The sequence below is a fragment of the Hafnia alvei genome, assembly GCF_900095695.1.
In the GTDB taxonomy this organism is placed as follows: domain Bacteria; phylum Pseudomonadota; class Gammaproteobacteria; order Enterobacterales; family Enterobacteriaceae; genus Hafnia; species Hafnia alvei_B.
This window is the reverse complement of the sequence record NZ_FMIQ01000036.1, coordinates 57,435-74,595: the sequence shown is the minus strand read 5'-3', so window position 1 is coordinate 74,595 and position 17,161 is coordinate 57,435. Positions and strand designations below refer to the sequence as shown.

The window sequence follows — 17,161 nt, the reverse complement described above, 5'->3', positions numbered from 1 at the left end:
CGTACGCCTAATACACCGAAATCTACATATACACTATACAGGCGTCCGAGTCGGGGGGGCCAATCGCTGCCCCCCGACTCCCCAGCTTGGCACCGCCCTTCAGCCTGCTTCGCAGGTGCCCGCATCTCGTCACTCCGGCTTTAACGGAACGAACGGCAATCGCCATTCTGGCTCCTCCGTTCTTTCGCCAACGTCCCTGTCGGCGAATCCTAGCCTACACTCCTCGATTTGGCTGAAGAACAACGTGCCGGAAAAAGTCAAAGTTAAAGCAAAATGCGTGTCTGGTTTTTAGTTTAAGTATTGGCATGGAGAGCCACCGGTACAGGGATGTACCGGTGGAGTTTGGGGCGCCCTGGATGGGCGATACCAAACCGGAGCGAAAATGGCGTCTCAGATAAAAGCGCGCGAGTGCAGAGACCACGCGCTGGTGGTCTCTGCCCGTACGCCTTCACTGATGTGGCAATAATGCTCGATATTGACTGGCGGGCGGAGCGTTACACTCCAGCGACATAAATCAATAAGCAGAGATAACCACTTACCTCTCCCAGTAAGACTCTTCCAAACTATCTTCTCGTTCCGGCAGGCCGCGCGTTAGGCGCGGTGAATGCTGGTTAAGCACCTGATAGCTCACACGGTTAGCGTATTTACAAACCTGCGCCAGCGAGGAATACGTCAGATAAGTGCGTTGATGTTTGCTGGAATTTGGCACGTTGGTACGGTGGAAACCGTTCGCTGCAACATCATGTAGCAAGGCGGCGAGAGCACCGTCGCCAGCCCCGTTGGTATTCATGATCTTCTCAGGGCCGCCCATGTATGGCGCGATATGCGAATAGATTTTAAACGGATTTTCGCAGGCGATTTTGCGCATCGGACGACTGAATTCATACAGGTTAAATTCTGGAATCACGCCCGGCAGCAATGGATGCTGAGTCTTACGTTTACCTTCTTCTTCTGTATAACCCGCCATATACAAGCCAACCGGCCCTGCGGTGCACAGCACCAGATCAACCCACTCCAGCGCTTTATCTGATGCCGCCAGCGGATCGTTAAACCCGGTTAAGGCTTCCGCTTCTTCTTCATTCATCGCCACAACCGTCACGTTATCGCGCAGGAAATCACGCCACCACTGCGGATCGTCAGCAATCACAAACTTGGTGCCTAGCGTCAGCACCACCGGTACATTGTGTTTTTTTGCATACTCGATGGCTTTCATAGTGGCATCGCGCATCGGTTCACCCGGCTTGCAGCGCACCAAATAAGCCGTCAACACCAGTGCAGAAGCACCAGCGATAACTTCTTCAGGAATGCTTTCAGGACGCAGCTGATTCATCATCCCCGGACTAATGGCAAAGGTACGTTCACCGTTATCGCTAATTAAGGTGAAGCAGCGACCAATCGCGCCGTCAACGCCTTGCAGAGAGTTGAGGTCGGTACGACTGGAGGTGTTGCACAGATAGCGATAGGCGTAGCTGCCAATTTTCACGTTGCTGCACATGACGCCCAACAAAATGGAGCGATCGTCAGCCAAAACGGAGTAATTGTGCATGGTGTTGCCGATAGTACCGCCGGCAAACTCATGGGTGATCAGCTGATTATCTTTTAACTCTTGATACAGCGCTTCCGCTACATCGTCTTCAATTACCAGAGAATGTCCCTGACTTAGACGGTAACGGGTAATAAAATCGTCGCTGACTTTCGCCTCAATATCCACCAGCGTTTGGTCGATGCCGACTACGTAGGAGGTATCAATTTCGCTTTTTTGTGTTGCATGCAACAACGGATCGCGCGCGTTTACAGGAAAGTAGTGTTTAGATTTGCGTTGGCCAGGGAATTTCATCAGTGTCGTCAGCAGTTATGAAGCGTTGTTAATAACGGGAAGCCGAGAATTCTAACACATCACTTGCTTAATCGTCAGAGTCGAAGACTCCGACGCTAAACTTTAGCCAACGCGATCATGCAGAGTGCGCCACCTGCTCCATCACCAGTTGATAAAACAGTTCGATATGCAAAGCGTCATCGTTGAGCGCAGGAATATATTCAAACTGCGTTCCTCCCGCTTCGATAAAGAACTCTTTGTTTTGTACTTTGATCTCTTCAAGCGTTTCCAGACAATCAGCCGAAAATCCTGGGCAGATAACCTGAAGATGCTTCACCCCTTTGGCAGGAAGCTGTTCAATCGTTTTGTCAGTGAACGGTGTTAGCCATTGTTCACGGCCAAATCGCGACTGATAGGTCATCATGTAACGCTCAGCGCTGAGTCCTAAGGCATCTGCTACTGCACGAGTGGTTGCACGGCAACGCAGCGGATAATCATCCCCCTGATCGGCATAACGCTGTGGAATCCCATGGAATGAAAACAGCAGCATATCGGGCTCACCATGCTGGGCAAAGCTGGTTTTAATTGTCTGACTCAGCGCCGCAATATAGGCAGGATGTTCTGCATAATCACGGATAAAGTTTAACGACGGAATACGGCGCATCTGAGCAAAATGCCTAGCGACCGCATCAAACACGGCGGCGTTGGTCGAACAGGAATATTGCGGATAAAGCGGCAGTAGAATAATGCGATCGACACCGGCGTCATGCAGCTTATCAATTGCGCTTTTCAGCGCAGGCTGACCATAGCTCATGCCCAGTTCAACCGGAATGTTAGGCAAACGCGCCTGCAAAGCGGCTTGCTGACGGCGGCTATACACCATCAGCGGTGAGCCTTCATCCATCCAGACGGATTGATACAGTTTAGCCACCCGAGGAGAGCGGATCGGCAAAATGATACCGTTTAATACCGGCCACCAGATCAGGCGAGAGACGTCTACCACGCGTTTATCGCTAAGAAACTCAGCGAGATAACGTTTAACCGCTGACGAGGTTGGAGCCTCTGGCGTGCCCAGATTCACTAATAGTACGCCGAATTTTTCTTGCCTCATGCGGTCCTCGGTTTTGCATTATCTTGATAGATTGGAAGCTTTGATATTGTAACCAAAATGCTGCAAATCCCAACCAATTACTCTTATTGGTCAACATCATCAAAGCGTGGATATAGAAAAGGCGGCTATTTATTAGCCGCCTTTCATCGCTCTAGGCCAAAATCGCCTAAAATCGCTTTAGCCCAGAATTAACCTAGGATCGTTTCCAGCTCAGCACGAACCGCTGCAACAGACTGAGTACCGTCTAATTTAACGTACTTGGTCTTGCCGTTCGCGGCTTCTGCGCTGTAGTAACCGATCAGCGGAGCCGTCTGCTGATGATATTCAACCAAGCGCTTACGTACGGTTTCTTCCTGATCGTCCTTACGGGTAACCAGTTCTTCGCCGGTCACGTCGTCTTTACCTTCAACCTTCGGTGGGTTGAATTTAATGTGGTAAACACGGCCAGAACCCTGATGCACACGACGACCGATAATACGTTCAACGATCAGTTCGTCAGGAACATCAAATTCCAGTACGAAATCAACGTTGATGCCCGCTTCTTTCATGGCATCAGCTTGAGGAATGGTGCGTGGAAAGCCATCTAGCAGGAAACCGTTGCGGCAATCCTCCTGAGTGATGCGCTCTTTAACTAAAGCGATAACCAGTTCATCGGTTACCAGCATGCCTGCATCCATGATTTCTTTTGCTTTTTTGCCCAGTTCGGTACCGGCTTTCACTGCTGCACGCAGCATGTCACCTGTAGAGATTTGCGGAATGCCGTATTTCTCCATGATGAACTGTGCCTGAGTGCCTTTACCTGCGCCAGGAGCGCCAAGCAGAATGATACGCATCGCGTAAATCCTCTTAAATTATTTTTTATAAAATTCAAAAACACTAAACCTTACCATTTTTGTGACCGCTACCTCAAGGAATCGGGCCGCTGCTGAAACGTGAAACTCGTATAATAAAACGGGCGCGAGTGATTTTTCTCTCACCCGCGCCCGTTTTGGTCTGATTCTCAGCGAATAAACGTTAAAGATAAACGCGCATATATTCCGACAAACATAGAATAGCCATCGCCTGACCATACGGCATCGACGTCAGCGGGATCTGGCGATAATAGTCGTGGTCTCGCCCCATCGCCGTACCAAACGAAACGTTAGTTAATTCGCCCTCGGCATTAATATGCTTAATCACACCTTTCACCGCTTTTTCCGCCGCGTGCGCATAGTCTGCGCTGATATAGCGTTTACGCACCGCTTTGAGAATGCCGTAGGCAAATCCGGCGGTGGCAGACGACTCAACGTAGGAGTCAGGATCGTCGAGCAAGGTATGCCACAAACCGCTTTCATCCTGACATTTCGCCAATGCTGAAACTTGGCTTTCAAGTACCTGAATCAAGAAACGTCGCGTTGCATCATATTCAGGGAGATCCAGCAGATCGATAAATTCAGGGATCACCATCGTTAACCAGCTATTCCCTCTCGCCCAACGCGCTTTGGCAAAGTTGTGGTGGCCCTCAAACGTCCAGCCGTGAAACCACAGACCAGTTTCACGCTCCATCAGATGCTGGGTATGAACCAAAAACTGATACTTAGCTTCTTCAATGTACTCAGGTTTATTCAGCAACTTACCAATTTTTGCCAGCGGCAACACGCTCATCATCAGGGTGTCATCCCAAAGCTGCTGATGGTTCTCTTCCGCTAGCGTCACGTGCTGCATACCACCACGTTCGGTACGCGGCATTTCATACATCACCCATTCGGCCCAACGCTCTAAGTAAGGCAGCCAGCGTGGATCTTGAGTCTCTTCATAGCGATAAGCCAGCGTCAGAAACGGACACACCGTATTCACGTTTTTGGTGGGTGTTCCCTCTGCAAAGCGGGCGGTAAACCAGTCATCAATAATCGCGCGCATCTCTTGATCGCCCGTTTGCTGGTAATACTGATAAATACCGTAGAGGCCGATACCGTGCGTCCACTCCCAACCTGCCCAGCCTTTGGTATCAATCACCCGCCCATCGTCCAAGCGCAGCAGGAACTCTCCGGTTTCGTCGCTGATATTAATCAGATTGTCAGTCATCTTACAGATGAGCCCCTTAAGCTCATCGCGAGCGATAAAGCGCTCTGGCTGACGCAGTAATGGGCTATGTTTTACCGGATATACGAGCATGGGAACTCCCTTAATTAATTCAGAAAATAACTCAAATTTATTTCACGGTGTCTTTTCGCCGCGCTGCTCAGATTAGGCATTTTTCAATATATGCAGCGACTTAGGCGCAGGCTTGTCACGATTGAGATAGCCAATATTGTTGTTACCCCATAGCGATTCATATGGCATACCTGCCAGCAGTTCGACGGTAGCTTTCGCCTCTGGCGTGATCTGTTCGGGCACGATATGCCCAGCCTCACGCATTTTGATGGTTTCTTCGCGCAGTACGCTGTGTGTTTGCAGATTGAGCTTGAAACGTAAGGAGATATAAAAACCGACGCATAGCACACAGACGGTGCCTACGCTGAGGATCATCAGAATGGTGTGACCGACTGCCGGTGCCTGCTGCGCCTGACCCGAAACAAAACCGGAGAGCTGCATAACTATCCCAACTAACATCACCGCACAGGCCTGAGAGGCTTTGCGGGTGAGCGTCATAATGCCGGCAAAAATGCCTTCGCGGCGTTGCCCAGTGATCACTTCGTCAACGTCAGCAATATAGGTGTAGGTATTCCACGGCACATAATTGATCCCACCGCGTCCCAACCCTGCCACCGCAGAAATCAACAGCAGCAGCGACATCGCGTCATTCATGCCCGCGTAATACAGCACGCCATAAGACAAGGCGCTAAGGCCGAACAACACCACCACCAAGCGATAAGAAGGCGCAGGGCCAAAACGGATACACAGCGGGATCATGCCAATGACCGCAATAAACTGCATGATGGCCATGGTTCCCATCAAGCTAGAGGCTACGGTAGCGCTTTGCATCAAAACGAAAACTACGTAGTAGGTGAACACCGCGTTAAAAACATCCTGTGCAATATAGCCACCGAGATACATCCCCAGATGCTGGCGGAAAATACGAATACGCAGCGTTGAGGTGAGTTCCACGTTCAAACGTTTCAGGCTTTGCAGCAAAGTCAGTTTTTGCTTCTCCTGCTCGGCTCTTAGTTGAGTTTCCGACATTTCTTCTCGCGGCCGTTCCCACGTATAGAAATAGACCAGCGTTAACACGCCTGCACAGATGACCGAGAACACCAAGCTGGCATAGAAAAAGGAGACAGCGTTATCTTTGCCAAAATAAGCCAGCAGAATTCCCGGTAGAAACGCCGCCAATATCGCGGAGAGCTGCGCCAAGCCAATTCGAGCGCCGGAGAATTTGGTTTTCTGTTTAAAGTCATCGGTCATTTCTGGCACCAGCGTTTCATACGGCACCAAAATCATTGAGTAAACAACATCAAAGAAAAGATAGGTCAGCAGGTAGTACCAATAATGCATCTCGCCAACCCACATCAGGCTGTAGCTGAACACCAAAGGAATACCGAGCAGAATAAAGAACTTACGCCGACCAAAGCGCTTGCCCAAACGCGTTGAGCCAAAGTTGTCGGTTAAAAAGCCCATCAAAGGACTCACTGCCGCATCAAGCACTCTCGCCATAGCAAAAATAAACGTGGCTTCTATCGGGCTTAGTCCACAAAACGTGGTGTAAAAATAGAGGAGCCAAGCCGCCGTCAGCGCCGTGGTGCCTGCACCGAGAAAATCTCCGGAGCCGTAGGCCAAATAATTGATCAGCCCTATTTTGCGTGTCTTTTGCAATGGCATCGTCATCACTTTCGTTCCCCGTAGTGTCTTATCTGAGCGCTCCGCCACTATTTCTGTCATTCACGAAATAGCAGAGGGAACTCTTCCTATGGGTCTAAAGTAGGTTTATGACCGACTGAAAACCTTTGTGCTTTTGCCACCTGATGACGGTAAATGGCAAAAATATAAAGAGATTACCGATCAACCTCTCCGTTTTTATAAAACAGCGTTTTGTTTTTATCAAAGCGGATATTCAAAAATGCAATGCGCGGCGCAAAAATAGCGGGTAATAGAAGAGAAAAGCGGCAATGACAGAATAAAAAAATGCCGCCCCGTATCACGGAGCGGCATAGGTTATCACTTGATTAACAACGATTAAGCCAGCAGTAAATCGTTCACGCGTTTAATGAACTGGTTTGGATCTTCTAAGCTACCGCGTTCAGCCAACAGTGACTGATCCAGCAGCAGTTCAATCCATTCACCAAAGCGGGCTTCGTCTTGCTCATCAGCGGCACGTTTCACCAGCGCATGATCGGGATTCAGCTCAAAGATGTATTTAATTTCAGGCGCATCCTGACCAGCAGCAGCAAACAGTTTTGCCATCTGAGTAGTCATTTCATCCGCGTCGGTAGTGACTACCGCAGGGGTTTCGGTCAAACGATGCGTCAGACGTACGTCTTTCACACGATCGCCCAACAGGGTTTTCACGCGCTCAACGAACGGCTCCAGCGCTTTTTCAGCTTCTTTCTGTTCGCTGGTTTCTTCATCTGCCAGCTTATCCAGGGATTCATCTTTTTTGCTGACGGACTGGAATGGCTTACCATCAAACTCGGTCAGGTAGCTCATCATCCATTCGTCGATGCGATCGGAAAGCAACAACACCTCGATGCCTTTCTTACGCAACAGCTCCAGATGTGGGCTGCTCTTCGCGGCGGCATAGCTGTCGGCCGTGATGTAGTAAATCTTCTCTTGGCCTTCCACCATGCGGCTGATGTAGTCGGTCAGAGAGACGTTCTGCACAGCGCTGTCGTTATGAGTTGATGCAAAGCGCAGCAGCTTAGCAATGGCTTCAGCATTGCTACCGTCTTCGGCTGGGCCTTCTTTCAGCACCAGACCAAACTGCTGCCAGAATTTCTGGTATTTCTCAGCATCGTCTTTGGCCAGTTTATCCAGCATCTGCAACACGCGTTTGGTCAGCGCTGCACGCAGGCTTTGCGTCACGCGGCTATCTTGCAGAATTTCACGCGAAACGTTCAATGGCAGATCGTTAGAATCTATCAGGCCACGCACAAAGCGCAGGTAGTTCGGCATGAACTGTTCGGCGTCATCCATAATGAATACGCGCTGCACATACAGTTTCAGCCCGTGCTTATGGTCGCGGTTAAACAGATCCCACGGTGCCTGCGCAGGAATGTACAGCAGGCTGGTGTATTCCTGCTTACCTTCAACGCGGTTATGGCTCCAAGTGACTGGATCGGTAAAGTCATGGGCAATGTGCTTGTAGAACTCTTTGTACTCTTCGTCGGTCACTTCAGACTTAGTACGCGTCCACAAAGCCTGCGCCTTGTTGATTTTTTCCCACTTCTGCTCGCCGTCTTCGCCTTCGGTGGTCAGGATCTCAACCGGCAGCGCGATATGGTCAGAGTATTTACTGATGATATTGCGCAAACGCCAATCATCAAGGAACTCATCTTCGCCTTCGCGCAGATGTAAAGTGATCTCGGTACCGCGCTCTACTTTTTCGATATCAGCGATGGTGTAATCACCCTCGCCCTCTGATTCCCAGAATACCGCCTGATCGGCGTTAGCACCGGCTGAACGCGTGCGAACGGTAACTTTGTCTGCCACGATGAAAGCAGAATAGAAACCGACACCAAATTGGCCAATCAGCTGGCTGTCTTTAGCTTGATCGGAACCGATAGACTCCAAGAATGCCTTGGTACCCGATTTCGCAATCGTCCCCAAATTGTCGATAACTTCGTCACGGGTCATCCCGATACCGTTATCGCTCAGAGTCAGGGTGCGATTTTCTTTGTCTGCTGAAATACGGACGTGCAGATTACCGTCGCCTTCATACAGCTCAGGGCTCGATAACGCGCGGAAACGCAGTTTATCGACCGCGTCGGATGCGTTGGAAATCAGCTCGCGCAGGAAAATTTCTTTGTTTGAATAGAGTGAGTGGATCATCAAATGCAGAAGCTGTTTGACTTCTGACTGGAAGCCACGGGTTTCTTGGCCTTTCATAATTTTGCTTTTACCTCAATGGATAGCACTCAGAAAAAAATGTTTTACCCTTCATTGTTCAAGCCGTATGTGCGTTAGCTGCGTTTATTCACCCAAGTCACATAGTTATCTATGCTGCTAGGGACTCATAAACTGGCTGCCTTCCTACAACTTGAACTATTTTGGGTAGAGTGGTTAAAAAATGGGGATGGGATGTTGAATTTCAAGGGTAAAAAATACAATCGAGGAAAAAAGAAATGCGACGTGTAACTCAGATCACTTTATCAGTGGATAAATTACACGCCGGTCAGGCAGAGGTTAAAAACGAACCGGGTTGCGTCCGGCCAGAGAGTGCGACAGCGTAGTACCGTCAACCATCTCAAGCTCACCGCCAACGGGAACACCGTGGGCAATGCGGGAAGCCAATACGCCGTGAGCATTGCACATTTCAGCAATGTAGTTCGCGGTCGCTTCGCCTTCAACCGTTGGGTTAGTGGCCAAAATCACCTCGGTGAGTGACTCCTGCCCCAAACGCTCTTCCAAGCGATCTAAACCGATATCCTGCGGGCCGATGCCGTCCAGCGGGGACAAATGCCCCATCAGAACAAAGTAGCGGCCTGAGAATTGCCCGGTTTGCTCTATCGCATGGATGTCTGCTGGGCTTTCGACCACGCAGATTTGTCCATTTTCTTTACGACGCGAGTTAGAACAAATCGTACATATATCCTGTTCGGTAAACGTACGACAGTCTTCACAATGGCCGATTTCCGACATCGCTCGGGTGAGCGCCTGCGCCAGACGCATTCCACCGCTGCGATCGCGCTGCAGCATGTGGAATGCCATGCGCTGCGCCGACTTCGGGCCAACGCCCGGCAGGCAGCGCAGTGCTTCCATTAATGATTCAAGAAGCGGGCTGGTTTGCATCAGAATGGCATCTTGAAGCCCGGCGGCAACTGCATACCGCTGGAAACTGAAGCCATTTTTTCTTTCTGAGTTTCTTCAATACGGCGTGCCGCATCGTTGAACGCGGCAGCGATCAGGTCTTCCAGCATCTCTTTATCGTCTTCCATCAGGCTTGGATCGATTTCGATACGACGGCAGTTATGCGCACCGTTGATGGTCACTTTTACCAGACCCGCGCCAGATTCACCGGTCACTTCCAGCTGGGCGATCTCTTCCTGCACTTTCGCCATTTTGTCTTGCATTTGCTGGGCTTGCTTCATCAGGTTGCCCAATCCGCCTTTACCAAACATAGTGTTCTCTCTTTGCGTGGGGCTGTGTCGGCCTCGTGCTGACACAGCAGTTAAACAGGGCGGATGCTCTCTTCATCCAGTTCGGCGTCAAAGAAACGTCGCAAAGTCTGGATGTTGCTATCCGCAGCAATGGACTGGCGAGCCTGCGCCAGTTTTTCTTCGTAAATCGCCTGCCGCCATTCCAGCGGCGTGAGTCGCTCTGGATTATCGTCTTCGATAATCGTCAGCTCAACCGGGCGACCATAATGTTCACTCAGCGCCTGAGACAAAGTCTGCTGCGCAGAAGCGGAGTTTAAATGACGTTGCGAAGAACGTAAATGCAGAAGCACCTTGCCTTCTTCTGCCGGTTCACGAAACGCATTCAATGCCAGCTGTTGAACCAGCTTAGGCAAACGTAGCTGGTTTAGCTCGGCTGCCCATTCATCACGGGTCAACGATTCCTCAGCCAGCTTGGCGGCCAGCTCAGGCGTTTTTTCATACTCTAGCGCGGTGCGCAACGCTTTCGGCGTAGCAATTTCTTCGCGTTTGACCTCTACCGCTTTGGTTTGTGCTTTCCAACGGTAGGCTTCTTTCTTAGACGGTTTCGCTTCTGCCGCGGCAGCTTGACGCTGCTGGCTGCGCTCCGTCACTGAGGCCAAACGCTCCAGTGCTGAGCTTGCCGGCCGCGCGGTTACAGGCGCTGCCGGCTCATTCTTTTTTGGGTCAGTTCCCCCACCCGCCTTTTGCCGTAGCTGACTTCGAGCCTGCAAAAGCTGGGCTGTGGCATCCGAAAGCCCGGCCGGTTTTACCGCTGGCTGAGCCGGAGGCACGTTCTGCGGTTGGAACTGCCCCGCTGGCGGCATAGTGTTCTGATTCGGTGCTGCATTCTGTGCTGGCATATAACCTGACATCGCCGAATGAGCCCCGCCTTGTGCAGGCATGGTTGGCAACGCCGTTTGCGGCGCGGCAACAGGTTCAGCAATCACGGCTTTGGGATGAAACGCCAGCGCGCGTAGCAGCGTCATTTCTACGCCCATGCGACGATCTGGCGCATAGGTTAACTCTTTGCGCCCTGTCAGTAACACCTGATAAAACAGCTGCAAATCTGACGGCGGCAGCGTACGCGCCAATTCACGCAGGCGCTGCTCAACGGAAATATAGTGGCTGTCTAGCGCATTTGGCAGCAGTTGCAGCATCGCAATGCGGTGCAGCAGAGTCAGGGTTTCAATCAGCAGATTTTCCCAATCCACTCCGCGTGAAGCCGCCTGTTCAACCAGCGCCATGACTTTCTCGCCATCGGCATCCACCAGCGCTTCAATAATAGCAAGTGGCTGCTCGTCATCTAGGGTGCCGAGCATCTGACCAACGGTTTCTGCCGTGATTTGCCCCAGCCCCATCGCAATCGCCTGATCGGTGAGGCTTAGCGCGTCACGCATACTGCCTTCGGCGGCACGCGCCAATAGCTGCAATGCGCGCGGCTCGGCGGCAAATCCTTCCGCGGTGGAAATTTTTTCCAACTGGGTGCGGATCTGCTCAACGTCCAATGCCTTGAGATGAAACTGTAGGCAGCGAGACAAAATCGTTACCGGTAGTTTTTGAGGATCCGTCGTTGCCAGCAGGAATTTGACATGCGGAGGCGGCTCTTCCAGCGTTTTCAACAGCGCATTAAAGCTGTGGCGGGAAAGCATGTGTACTTCGTCGATCAAATAGACTTTGAAACGGCCACGCGCAGGCGCGTATTGAACGTTATCCAGCAGATCGCGGGTATCTTCAACTTTGGTGCGCGAAGCGGCGTCGATCTCGAGTAAATCAACAAAACGGCCCTGCTCAATTTCACGGCAATTATCACATACGCCACAAGGCGTTGAGGTGATGCCGGTTTCGCAGTTAAGCCCTTTCGCCAATAGGCGCGCGATGCTGGTTTTACCCACGCCGCGGGTGCCGGAAAACAGATAGGCGTGGTGAATACGCCCTAAAGAAAGGCCGTTTGCTAGCGCGGTCAGAACATGTTCCTGACCCACGACGTCAGAAAACGTTTGTGGACGCCACTTACGGGCAAGTACCTGATAGCTCATTGATACTCATCATTGATTTGTAAGGGGTAATTTCAGTATGACTGCAAAAACCGCGATGCTGATCGGGGTTATCATATACCGACCGGGGGCTCATTCTGTTCAACGAACTCGTTCTATATGGCGTTAAACAGAAAGATCTCAACTTATGATTACGCTCAGCCGCATTATGACGAGCTATCTTTGTATTGTAACAGCAGCTTTATGTTGATTCCTAATTACTTTCGGCCCGGCGTGCGGCACGTTTTGGAGACCGCATACATATCGCAAATTTTACTGTCTACAAAATACAAAAGCCCCGTATAAACGGGGCTTTATTTCAGCGATTGTTGATGCTTGTCACCGGTTATTAATGACCGGCAAAGTCAACGAGGCTATAGCAATTGATGCCTTGTGCCGTCAGGCGAGCTTCGCCGCCCAGCTCTGGCAAATCAATGATAAACGCGGCATCGGTCACCACGCCACCTAAACGACGGATCAGTTTCACCGTGGCTTCGATGGTGCCACCGGTAGCCAAAAGGTCGTCAATGACCAAAACGTTATCGCCTGGCTGGATAGCATCCTGATGGATTTCCAGCGTGTCGGTACCGTATTCCAGTTCGTAGCTTTCGCTTAACGTAGCACGAGGCAGCTTGCCCGGCTTACGCACAGGAACAAAGCCTACGCCCAGCGCCAGAGCCACAGGTGCTCCGAACAAGAAACCACGAGCTTCGGTGCCCACGACTTTGGTCACGCCGGTGTTACGATAGCGTTCAACAAGCAGGTCGATGCTCAGTGCATAGGCTTTTGGGTCTTCCAGCATGCTGGTGACATCGCGGAACAAAATCCCTGGTTTTGGATAGTCCGGGATAGTCTTAATGCTTTCTCTAAGGAATTCGATTTGTTGTGCTGTAGCGGTCATAAAATTGTTGCCTGATAAAACAGCGGGTCCGGGCTAACGCAAGCCACCTGAACTTCCCCCGATACATGGCCTGTAGTCTCAGACCTGCGGTGTTCGGTATAGAGCAAAGGGACAGGGAGGTAACCCGCGCACGAAAACGCTCAAATCTATTGAAACTGGCGAGCAAATGCAACTGTAGAGTTCATTTCACGGTGTTTTTTCTTGCTCTGCATCAATTACCGGCAGGCGCCACATAAAGAAGAGCAGGCAGGCCAAAATCACCAGCAATAAAATTCGAACCCACCACATGTTCACCAACCACAACGAAAGCGCAAAGGTCAGAATAATAAAAATAATGGCCTTTGGCTTAGCTCTTGATGGCAAACCACGATGTTTTTGCCAGTGGCGTAAGTAGCTCCCAAACCAAGAGTTATACAATAACCAGCGGTGGAAACGCGACGACGAACGAGAAAAACACCACGCCGCCACCAGCAGGAAAGGCGTGGTCGGTAATAAAGGCAAAATGGCGCCTAGGCAAGCCAGACCAAATGCGATCCAGCCCAAAACAATGAGTAATATGCGTTGCATGATGTCTCTTGCCCTACTCCCCACGACTCCATTACCATCTGATGTTACATGAGCATTGCACCGAAAGTCATGGGGGATAACTACCCCGCCCTCCTCTCTGAGCCCGATATTCACCGCTAAGGTACCTTTGATGTCAAGCCAACAGCTTTTACAGGTGTTAGAACAGCGCATCATCCAGCTGGAGCTTTCACTGAAAAACAGCGGTTATATACCGACCCGCCAACCACGTTTTGATCGTGCTCTTTTTGTCAGCGCCGAAACTGGGCTAAAAGATTATTTGCAAGAGCTGCGCGGTAATTTTGCAAAACTCACCGATGCCGTTAAGCGTAACCATCCACAGCAGGTCAGTTTTTTAGCTGAACGTTTAGTCGCTCAGATCGAAGCGCTACAGCGAGAGTTCGCCACCCAGCAGCTACGCCGCCAAGATGCTAAAAACCGGCGCTCGCCGCTGTCTATTCTGCAGCAAAAACTGGCAGAAAATCAGGGCTATGAACGGCGCTTAAATGACATGCTCTATGAACGAGAAAGCCAGCTTGGCCAGTGTCAAACGTTGCAACAACAACAAGGTATTCAGCAAGAATTAGTGGCCTTAGAAGGACGTTTAAGTCGCTGCCACCAGGCGCTGAAAAAAATTGAAAAACAAATAGAACAAATGGAGCTCGGCTTTTCCTAAAATTCTGAAAATAACCCATTTATGCAGAAAGTCGTTCTATTCATCCTACAAACAAATAAAATGGTCTGGCCTTCATTGTGAGGGCTTATTTCTATCTATAATTATCAAAGCTTTCTTCTCTGATATCGCGCTCGATATCATCGGGGTTGGCGCTGAATGTTTGTTTGAGGGAGACGTATCATGGGCATTATTTCTTGGGTTATTCTTGGTCTTATTGTCGGTATTTTGGCTAAATGGTTCATGCCGGGTAAAGATGGCGGTGGTTTCTTCATGACCATTATTTTAGGTATTGCAGGCGCATTAGTCGGTGGCTACATCAGCTCATTCTTCGGAATGGGAAGCGTCACTGGTTTTAATTTCGCTAGCCTGATCATTTCAATTCTGGGTGCTATGCTGTTGTTGTTCATCTATCGCAAATTGAAAAACTAAGGAAAGGTTATGTCACTCGAGAAAGCAGCGCCTGAAGTGCAACTTGCCGTCGATTTGATCTATCTGCTGGAAAGCAACGATCTCGGTCCTGAAGTCGTGTTAGCAGCCTTAGAAATAGTAAAAAAAGACTATCAGGCTAAATTGTCGCTCAAAAAACACCAAACAATTTCGCCGCTCAGCAACGTATAGCATCTCGAGTCATATCTTAAGGAGCCAAATGGCTCCTTTTTTTCAAGAATAATCTGTATCGAATGTGTTTATTATAATTAATATATACTCTGGTTTGTTTTTATAAAATTCCTATTTACTTATACCATTAACACTTATTGGTTATATTATATTTATCATGCTAACCATAGTTAGAAATATCTGAATAGATTTATTTTATAACATTGGAAATAAAACTTCCTAATTATGTTTATTTTCTGGGAAAAAGTCATTCCATTACGCTAATTAATGGCGGAAGAGTCATTTCCTTAATGCGTTAAATTGATTTCCCTCAAGATCATTTTATGATCGATGAAATATTATTATTCATGTTGATATACTCATTACTCCTATAAAGTTTTATTATAAATAATATATTATTTATGCCCAAAATAATTGGAGTTGCATCACGGCGGCAAGAGAACGAATCCCGATGAGCTTACTCAAGTAAGTGGTTCGGGTGAGTGAACGTAGCCAACACAGATGCAACTTCAAGTATGAAGGGGATATTTTGGTAAAGGACTTACCTCCAGATAACTATTCTGGTTACTCAATGCAACATAAGCCTCTTAATTTATGATTTCTACTTTGCAAAAACCATGGTCAGTTAAAAAGCAGGTTCACTTAGCGATTCTCACGCTGGCTCTTCCACTGATCGTTCTCTATGTGTGGTTCTATCAGCACGTGAAGCAAGAGACGTATCATAATATCGATGAGACGCTAGCTTTCATCGCACATAATACGGCTATGCAGTCAGTTGATCGTCAAATTAAAGATATCAAAAATAGCGTCATTGCGCTTGCAACCCAAGCCTCGCCAAGTGAATCACGTATGTTCATTGATTCAGATGAGAGCAATCTAAAGAAAATTGTTTCCTATGCCATTAATGCTAATCGCCATTTTACCAACATTCTAGTGTGGGTCGATGGTGTCGGGTTTAACAGTATTCCTAAAATAGAGTCTCCCACATACGATCCTAAAGAACGCCCTTGGTTTCCTCGCGATACCCTAAAAAATAACTGGGTACGTTTCTCTATGCCCTATAGCGATGAGTTTACTCATCATAACGTGTTGACCATATCGAAAAACCTGAATGACGAACAAGGGGTTCGGTATGGCGCGTTATCGATGGATTTAGATTTGGCCGCAATGAGCCTGCCATTAAAAGAGATAGCCTTACCATTAAATGGAAAGTTGGCCGTAATCCATCATTCTGGGCAGATTGTCATGCACGCCAATCCTCAAGAAATTACCTTGCCTATTGCTCATCCAGAATGGTTGAAACAAATGAGTGATGCTGAAGGCTATTTTTATGACGAAAATTCAGGTATTCACGTTTATTACCATTCATTTACCAACCCCGACTGGCATCTTATTCTTACCGTAGAGGAGAATAAGATTGAGGCGTTGATTGCAGAGTCGACGCAACCGATGTTGATATTGGCGATTGTCACGGTGATGCTTTATATCACCGTGGCGGTACTTTGGAACACGAGCCTACAGCGGATGCTCAGTGAACTGCTGGCAACAATACGCAGTGGCAGCATGGACGAAAAAACATCCGATCTGGCTAGCGTCTATTCTGAAATTAAAAAACAGCACCGAGCCAGAGCCGAAGCCAATAAAGCCGCTATTGAAGACAGCCTGACGGGATTATTTAATCGCCGCTATTTTGATGAGCGTTTGCCCAGCCTGATTGAAAATAGAGTCCCGTTCTTTTTAGCCATGATTGATATTGATAATTTTAAACAAATCAACGATCGCTTTGGTCATCCGGTGGGCGATGAGGTTTTAAAATATATCGGCAAGGTCGGTCAGGAAATTGCGGGGCCTCAAGGATTGTTGTGTCGTTATGGCGGAGAGGAATTAGTGATGCTGATTTTGAACAGCGATGCTAGCAGCGTGGTGCACCTACTTGATAAATGGCGCATCGCCATTGAGCAGAAACAGTGGCACGAAGCAGGCTTACATGTCACCTTCAGCGGTGGACTTACGAAATGGAGTGGTGAAACCGCAGAGGAAATACTGAAAATTGCTGACGATTATTTATATACCGCTAAGCATAACGGGAAGAACACTATCGTGACGAAGGCTTAGCCCTTAAGCAGCAAAATACGGCGATATTTTCCACCTGCATGGAAGCTTACAACGTT

Annotated in this window: 15 protein-coding genes and 1 other annotated feature; of the genes, 4 read left to right on the top strand and 11 right to left on the bottom strand. The window is 49.1% G+C overall.

Features of this window, described 5'->3' with window-relative positions:
• Nucleotides 1-535: 535 nt before the first annotated feature.
• From BN1044_RS10315 to BN1044_RS10265, 11 genes are all read right to left on the bottom strand, one after another.
• Entirely contained in the window at nucleotides 536-1,837 is a 1,302-nt protein-coding gene (locus tag BN1044_RS10315; protein ID WP_072308587.1) for an inosine/guanosine kinase, read from the bottom strand.
• 115 nt (nucleotides 1,838-1,952) lie between these two features.
• Complete coding sequence (hemH, locus tag BN1044_RS10310; protein WP_072308586.1) at nucleotides 1,953-2,927, bottom strand: ferrochelatase; 975 nt, start codon at nucleotides 2,925-2,927, stop codon at nucleotides 1,953-1,955.
• 188 nt (nucleotides 2,928-3,115) lie between these two features.
• A complete protein-coding gene (adk, locus tag BN1044_RS10305; protein WP_025799917.1) occupies nucleotides 3,116-3,760 on the bottom strand; it encodes an adenylate kinase in 645 nt (214 codons plus the stop codon).
• A 181-nt stretch (nucleotides 3,761-3,941) separates the two neighbouring features.
• Nucleotides 3,942-5,081: a beta-galactosidase BglB gene (bglB, locus tag BN1044_RS10300; protein WP_072308585.1), complete on the bottom strand. Its 1,140-nt coding sequence runs from the start codon at nucleotides 5,079-5,081 to the stop codon at nucleotides 3,942-3,944.
• 72 nt (nucleotides 5,082-5,153) lie between these two features.
• Entirely contained in the window at nucleotides 5,154-6,731 is a 1,578-nt protein-coding gene (locus BN1044_RS10295; protein ID WP_072308584.1) for an MFS transporter, read from the bottom strand.
• A 348-nt stretch (nucleotides 6,732-7,079) separates the two neighbouring features.
• The gene (gene htpG, locus BN1044_RS10290) at nucleotides 7,080-8,948 is read right to left on the bottom strand and encodes a molecular chaperone HtpG (protein ID WP_072308583.1); all 1,869 of its coding nucleotides are present in this window, start codon (nucleotides 8,946-8,948) and stop codon (nucleotides 7,080-7,082) included.
• A 297-nt stretch (nucleotides 8,949-9,245) separates the two neighbouring features.
• A complete protein-coding gene (gene recR / locus BN1044_RS10285) occupies nucleotides 9,246-9,851 on the bottom strand; it encodes a recombination mediator RecR (RefSeq protein WP_040045699.1) in 606 nt (201 codons plus the stop codon).
• Complete coding sequence (locus BN1044_RS10280; RefSeq protein WP_004091772.1) at nucleotides 9,851-10,180, bottom strand: YbaB/EbfC family nucleoid-associated protein; 330 nt, start codon at nucleotides 10,178-10,180, stop codon at nucleotides 9,851-9,853. The genes recR and BN1044_RS10280 overlap by 1 nt, the downstream gene beginning before the upstream one ends.
• A gap of 50 nt (nucleotides 10,181-10,230) precedes the next feature.
• Nucleotides 10,231-12,234 (bottom strand): DNA polymerase III subunit gamma/tau, encoded by a 2,004-nt coding sequence (dnaX, locus tag BN1044_RS10275; protein ID WP_072308582.1) that lies wholly within the window; start codon nucleotides 12,232-12,234, stop codon nucleotides 10,231-10,233.
• Nucleotides 10,834-10,898 (bottom strand) — a sequence feature (DnaX frameshifting element). Its footprint overlaps the gene before it by 65 nt.
• A gap of 346 nt (nucleotides 12,235-12,580) precedes the next feature.
• Complete coding sequence (apt, locus tag BN1044_RS10270; protein ID WP_072308581.1) at nucleotides 12,581-13,132, bottom strand: adenine phosphoribosyltransferase; 552 nt, start codon at nucleotides 13,130-13,132, stop codon at nucleotides 12,581-12,583.
• Between the two features lie 186 nt (nucleotides 13,133-13,318).
• Nucleotides 13,319-13,699: a DUF454 family protein gene (locus tag BN1044_RS10265; RefSeq protein WP_072308580.1), complete on the bottom strand. Its 381-nt coding sequence runs from the start codon at nucleotides 13,697-13,699 to the stop codon at nucleotides 13,319-13,321.
• 130 nt (nucleotides 13,700-13,829) lie between these two features.
• Between BN1044_RS10265 and priC the strand changes: the two genes are divergently transcribed.
• The 4 genes from priC (at nucleotide 13,830) to BN1044_RS10245 (ending at nucleotide 17,105) form a co-directional block, all read left to right on the top strand.
• Nucleotides 13,830-14,372 (top strand): primosomal replication protein PriC, encoded by a 543-nt coding sequence (gene priC / locus BN1044_RS10260; RefSeq protein WP_072308579.1) that lies wholly within the window; start codon nucleotides 13,830-13,832, stop codon nucleotides 14,370-14,372.
• Between the two features lie 180 nt (nucleotides 14,373-14,552).
• The gene (locus tag BN1044_RS10255) at nucleotides 14,553-14,801 is read left to right on the top strand and encodes a GlsB/YeaQ/YmgE family stress response membrane protein (RefSeq protein ID WP_072308578.1); all 249 of its coding nucleotides are present in this window, start codon (nucleotides 14,553-14,555) and stop codon (nucleotides 14,799-14,801) included.
• A 9-nt stretch (nucleotides 14,802-14,810) separates the two neighbouring features.
• Nucleotides 14,811-14,990: a pleiotropic regulatory protein RsmS gene (gene rsmS / locus BN1044_RS10250; RefSeq protein ID WP_072308577.1), complete on the top strand. Its 180-nt coding sequence runs from the start codon at nucleotides 14,811-14,813 to the stop codon at nucleotides 14,988-14,990.
• Nucleotides 14,991-15,584: 594 nt separating this feature from the next.
• Nucleotides 15,585-17,105 carry a sensor domain-containing diguanylate cyclase gene (locus BN1044_RS10245; protein WP_072308576.1) on the top strand — a complete coding sequence of 507 codons (1,521 nt, stop codon included), beginning with the start codon at nucleotides 15,585-15,587 and terminating at the stop codon, nucleotides 17,103-17,105.
• Nucleotides 17,106-17,161 lie beyond the last annotated feature (56 nt).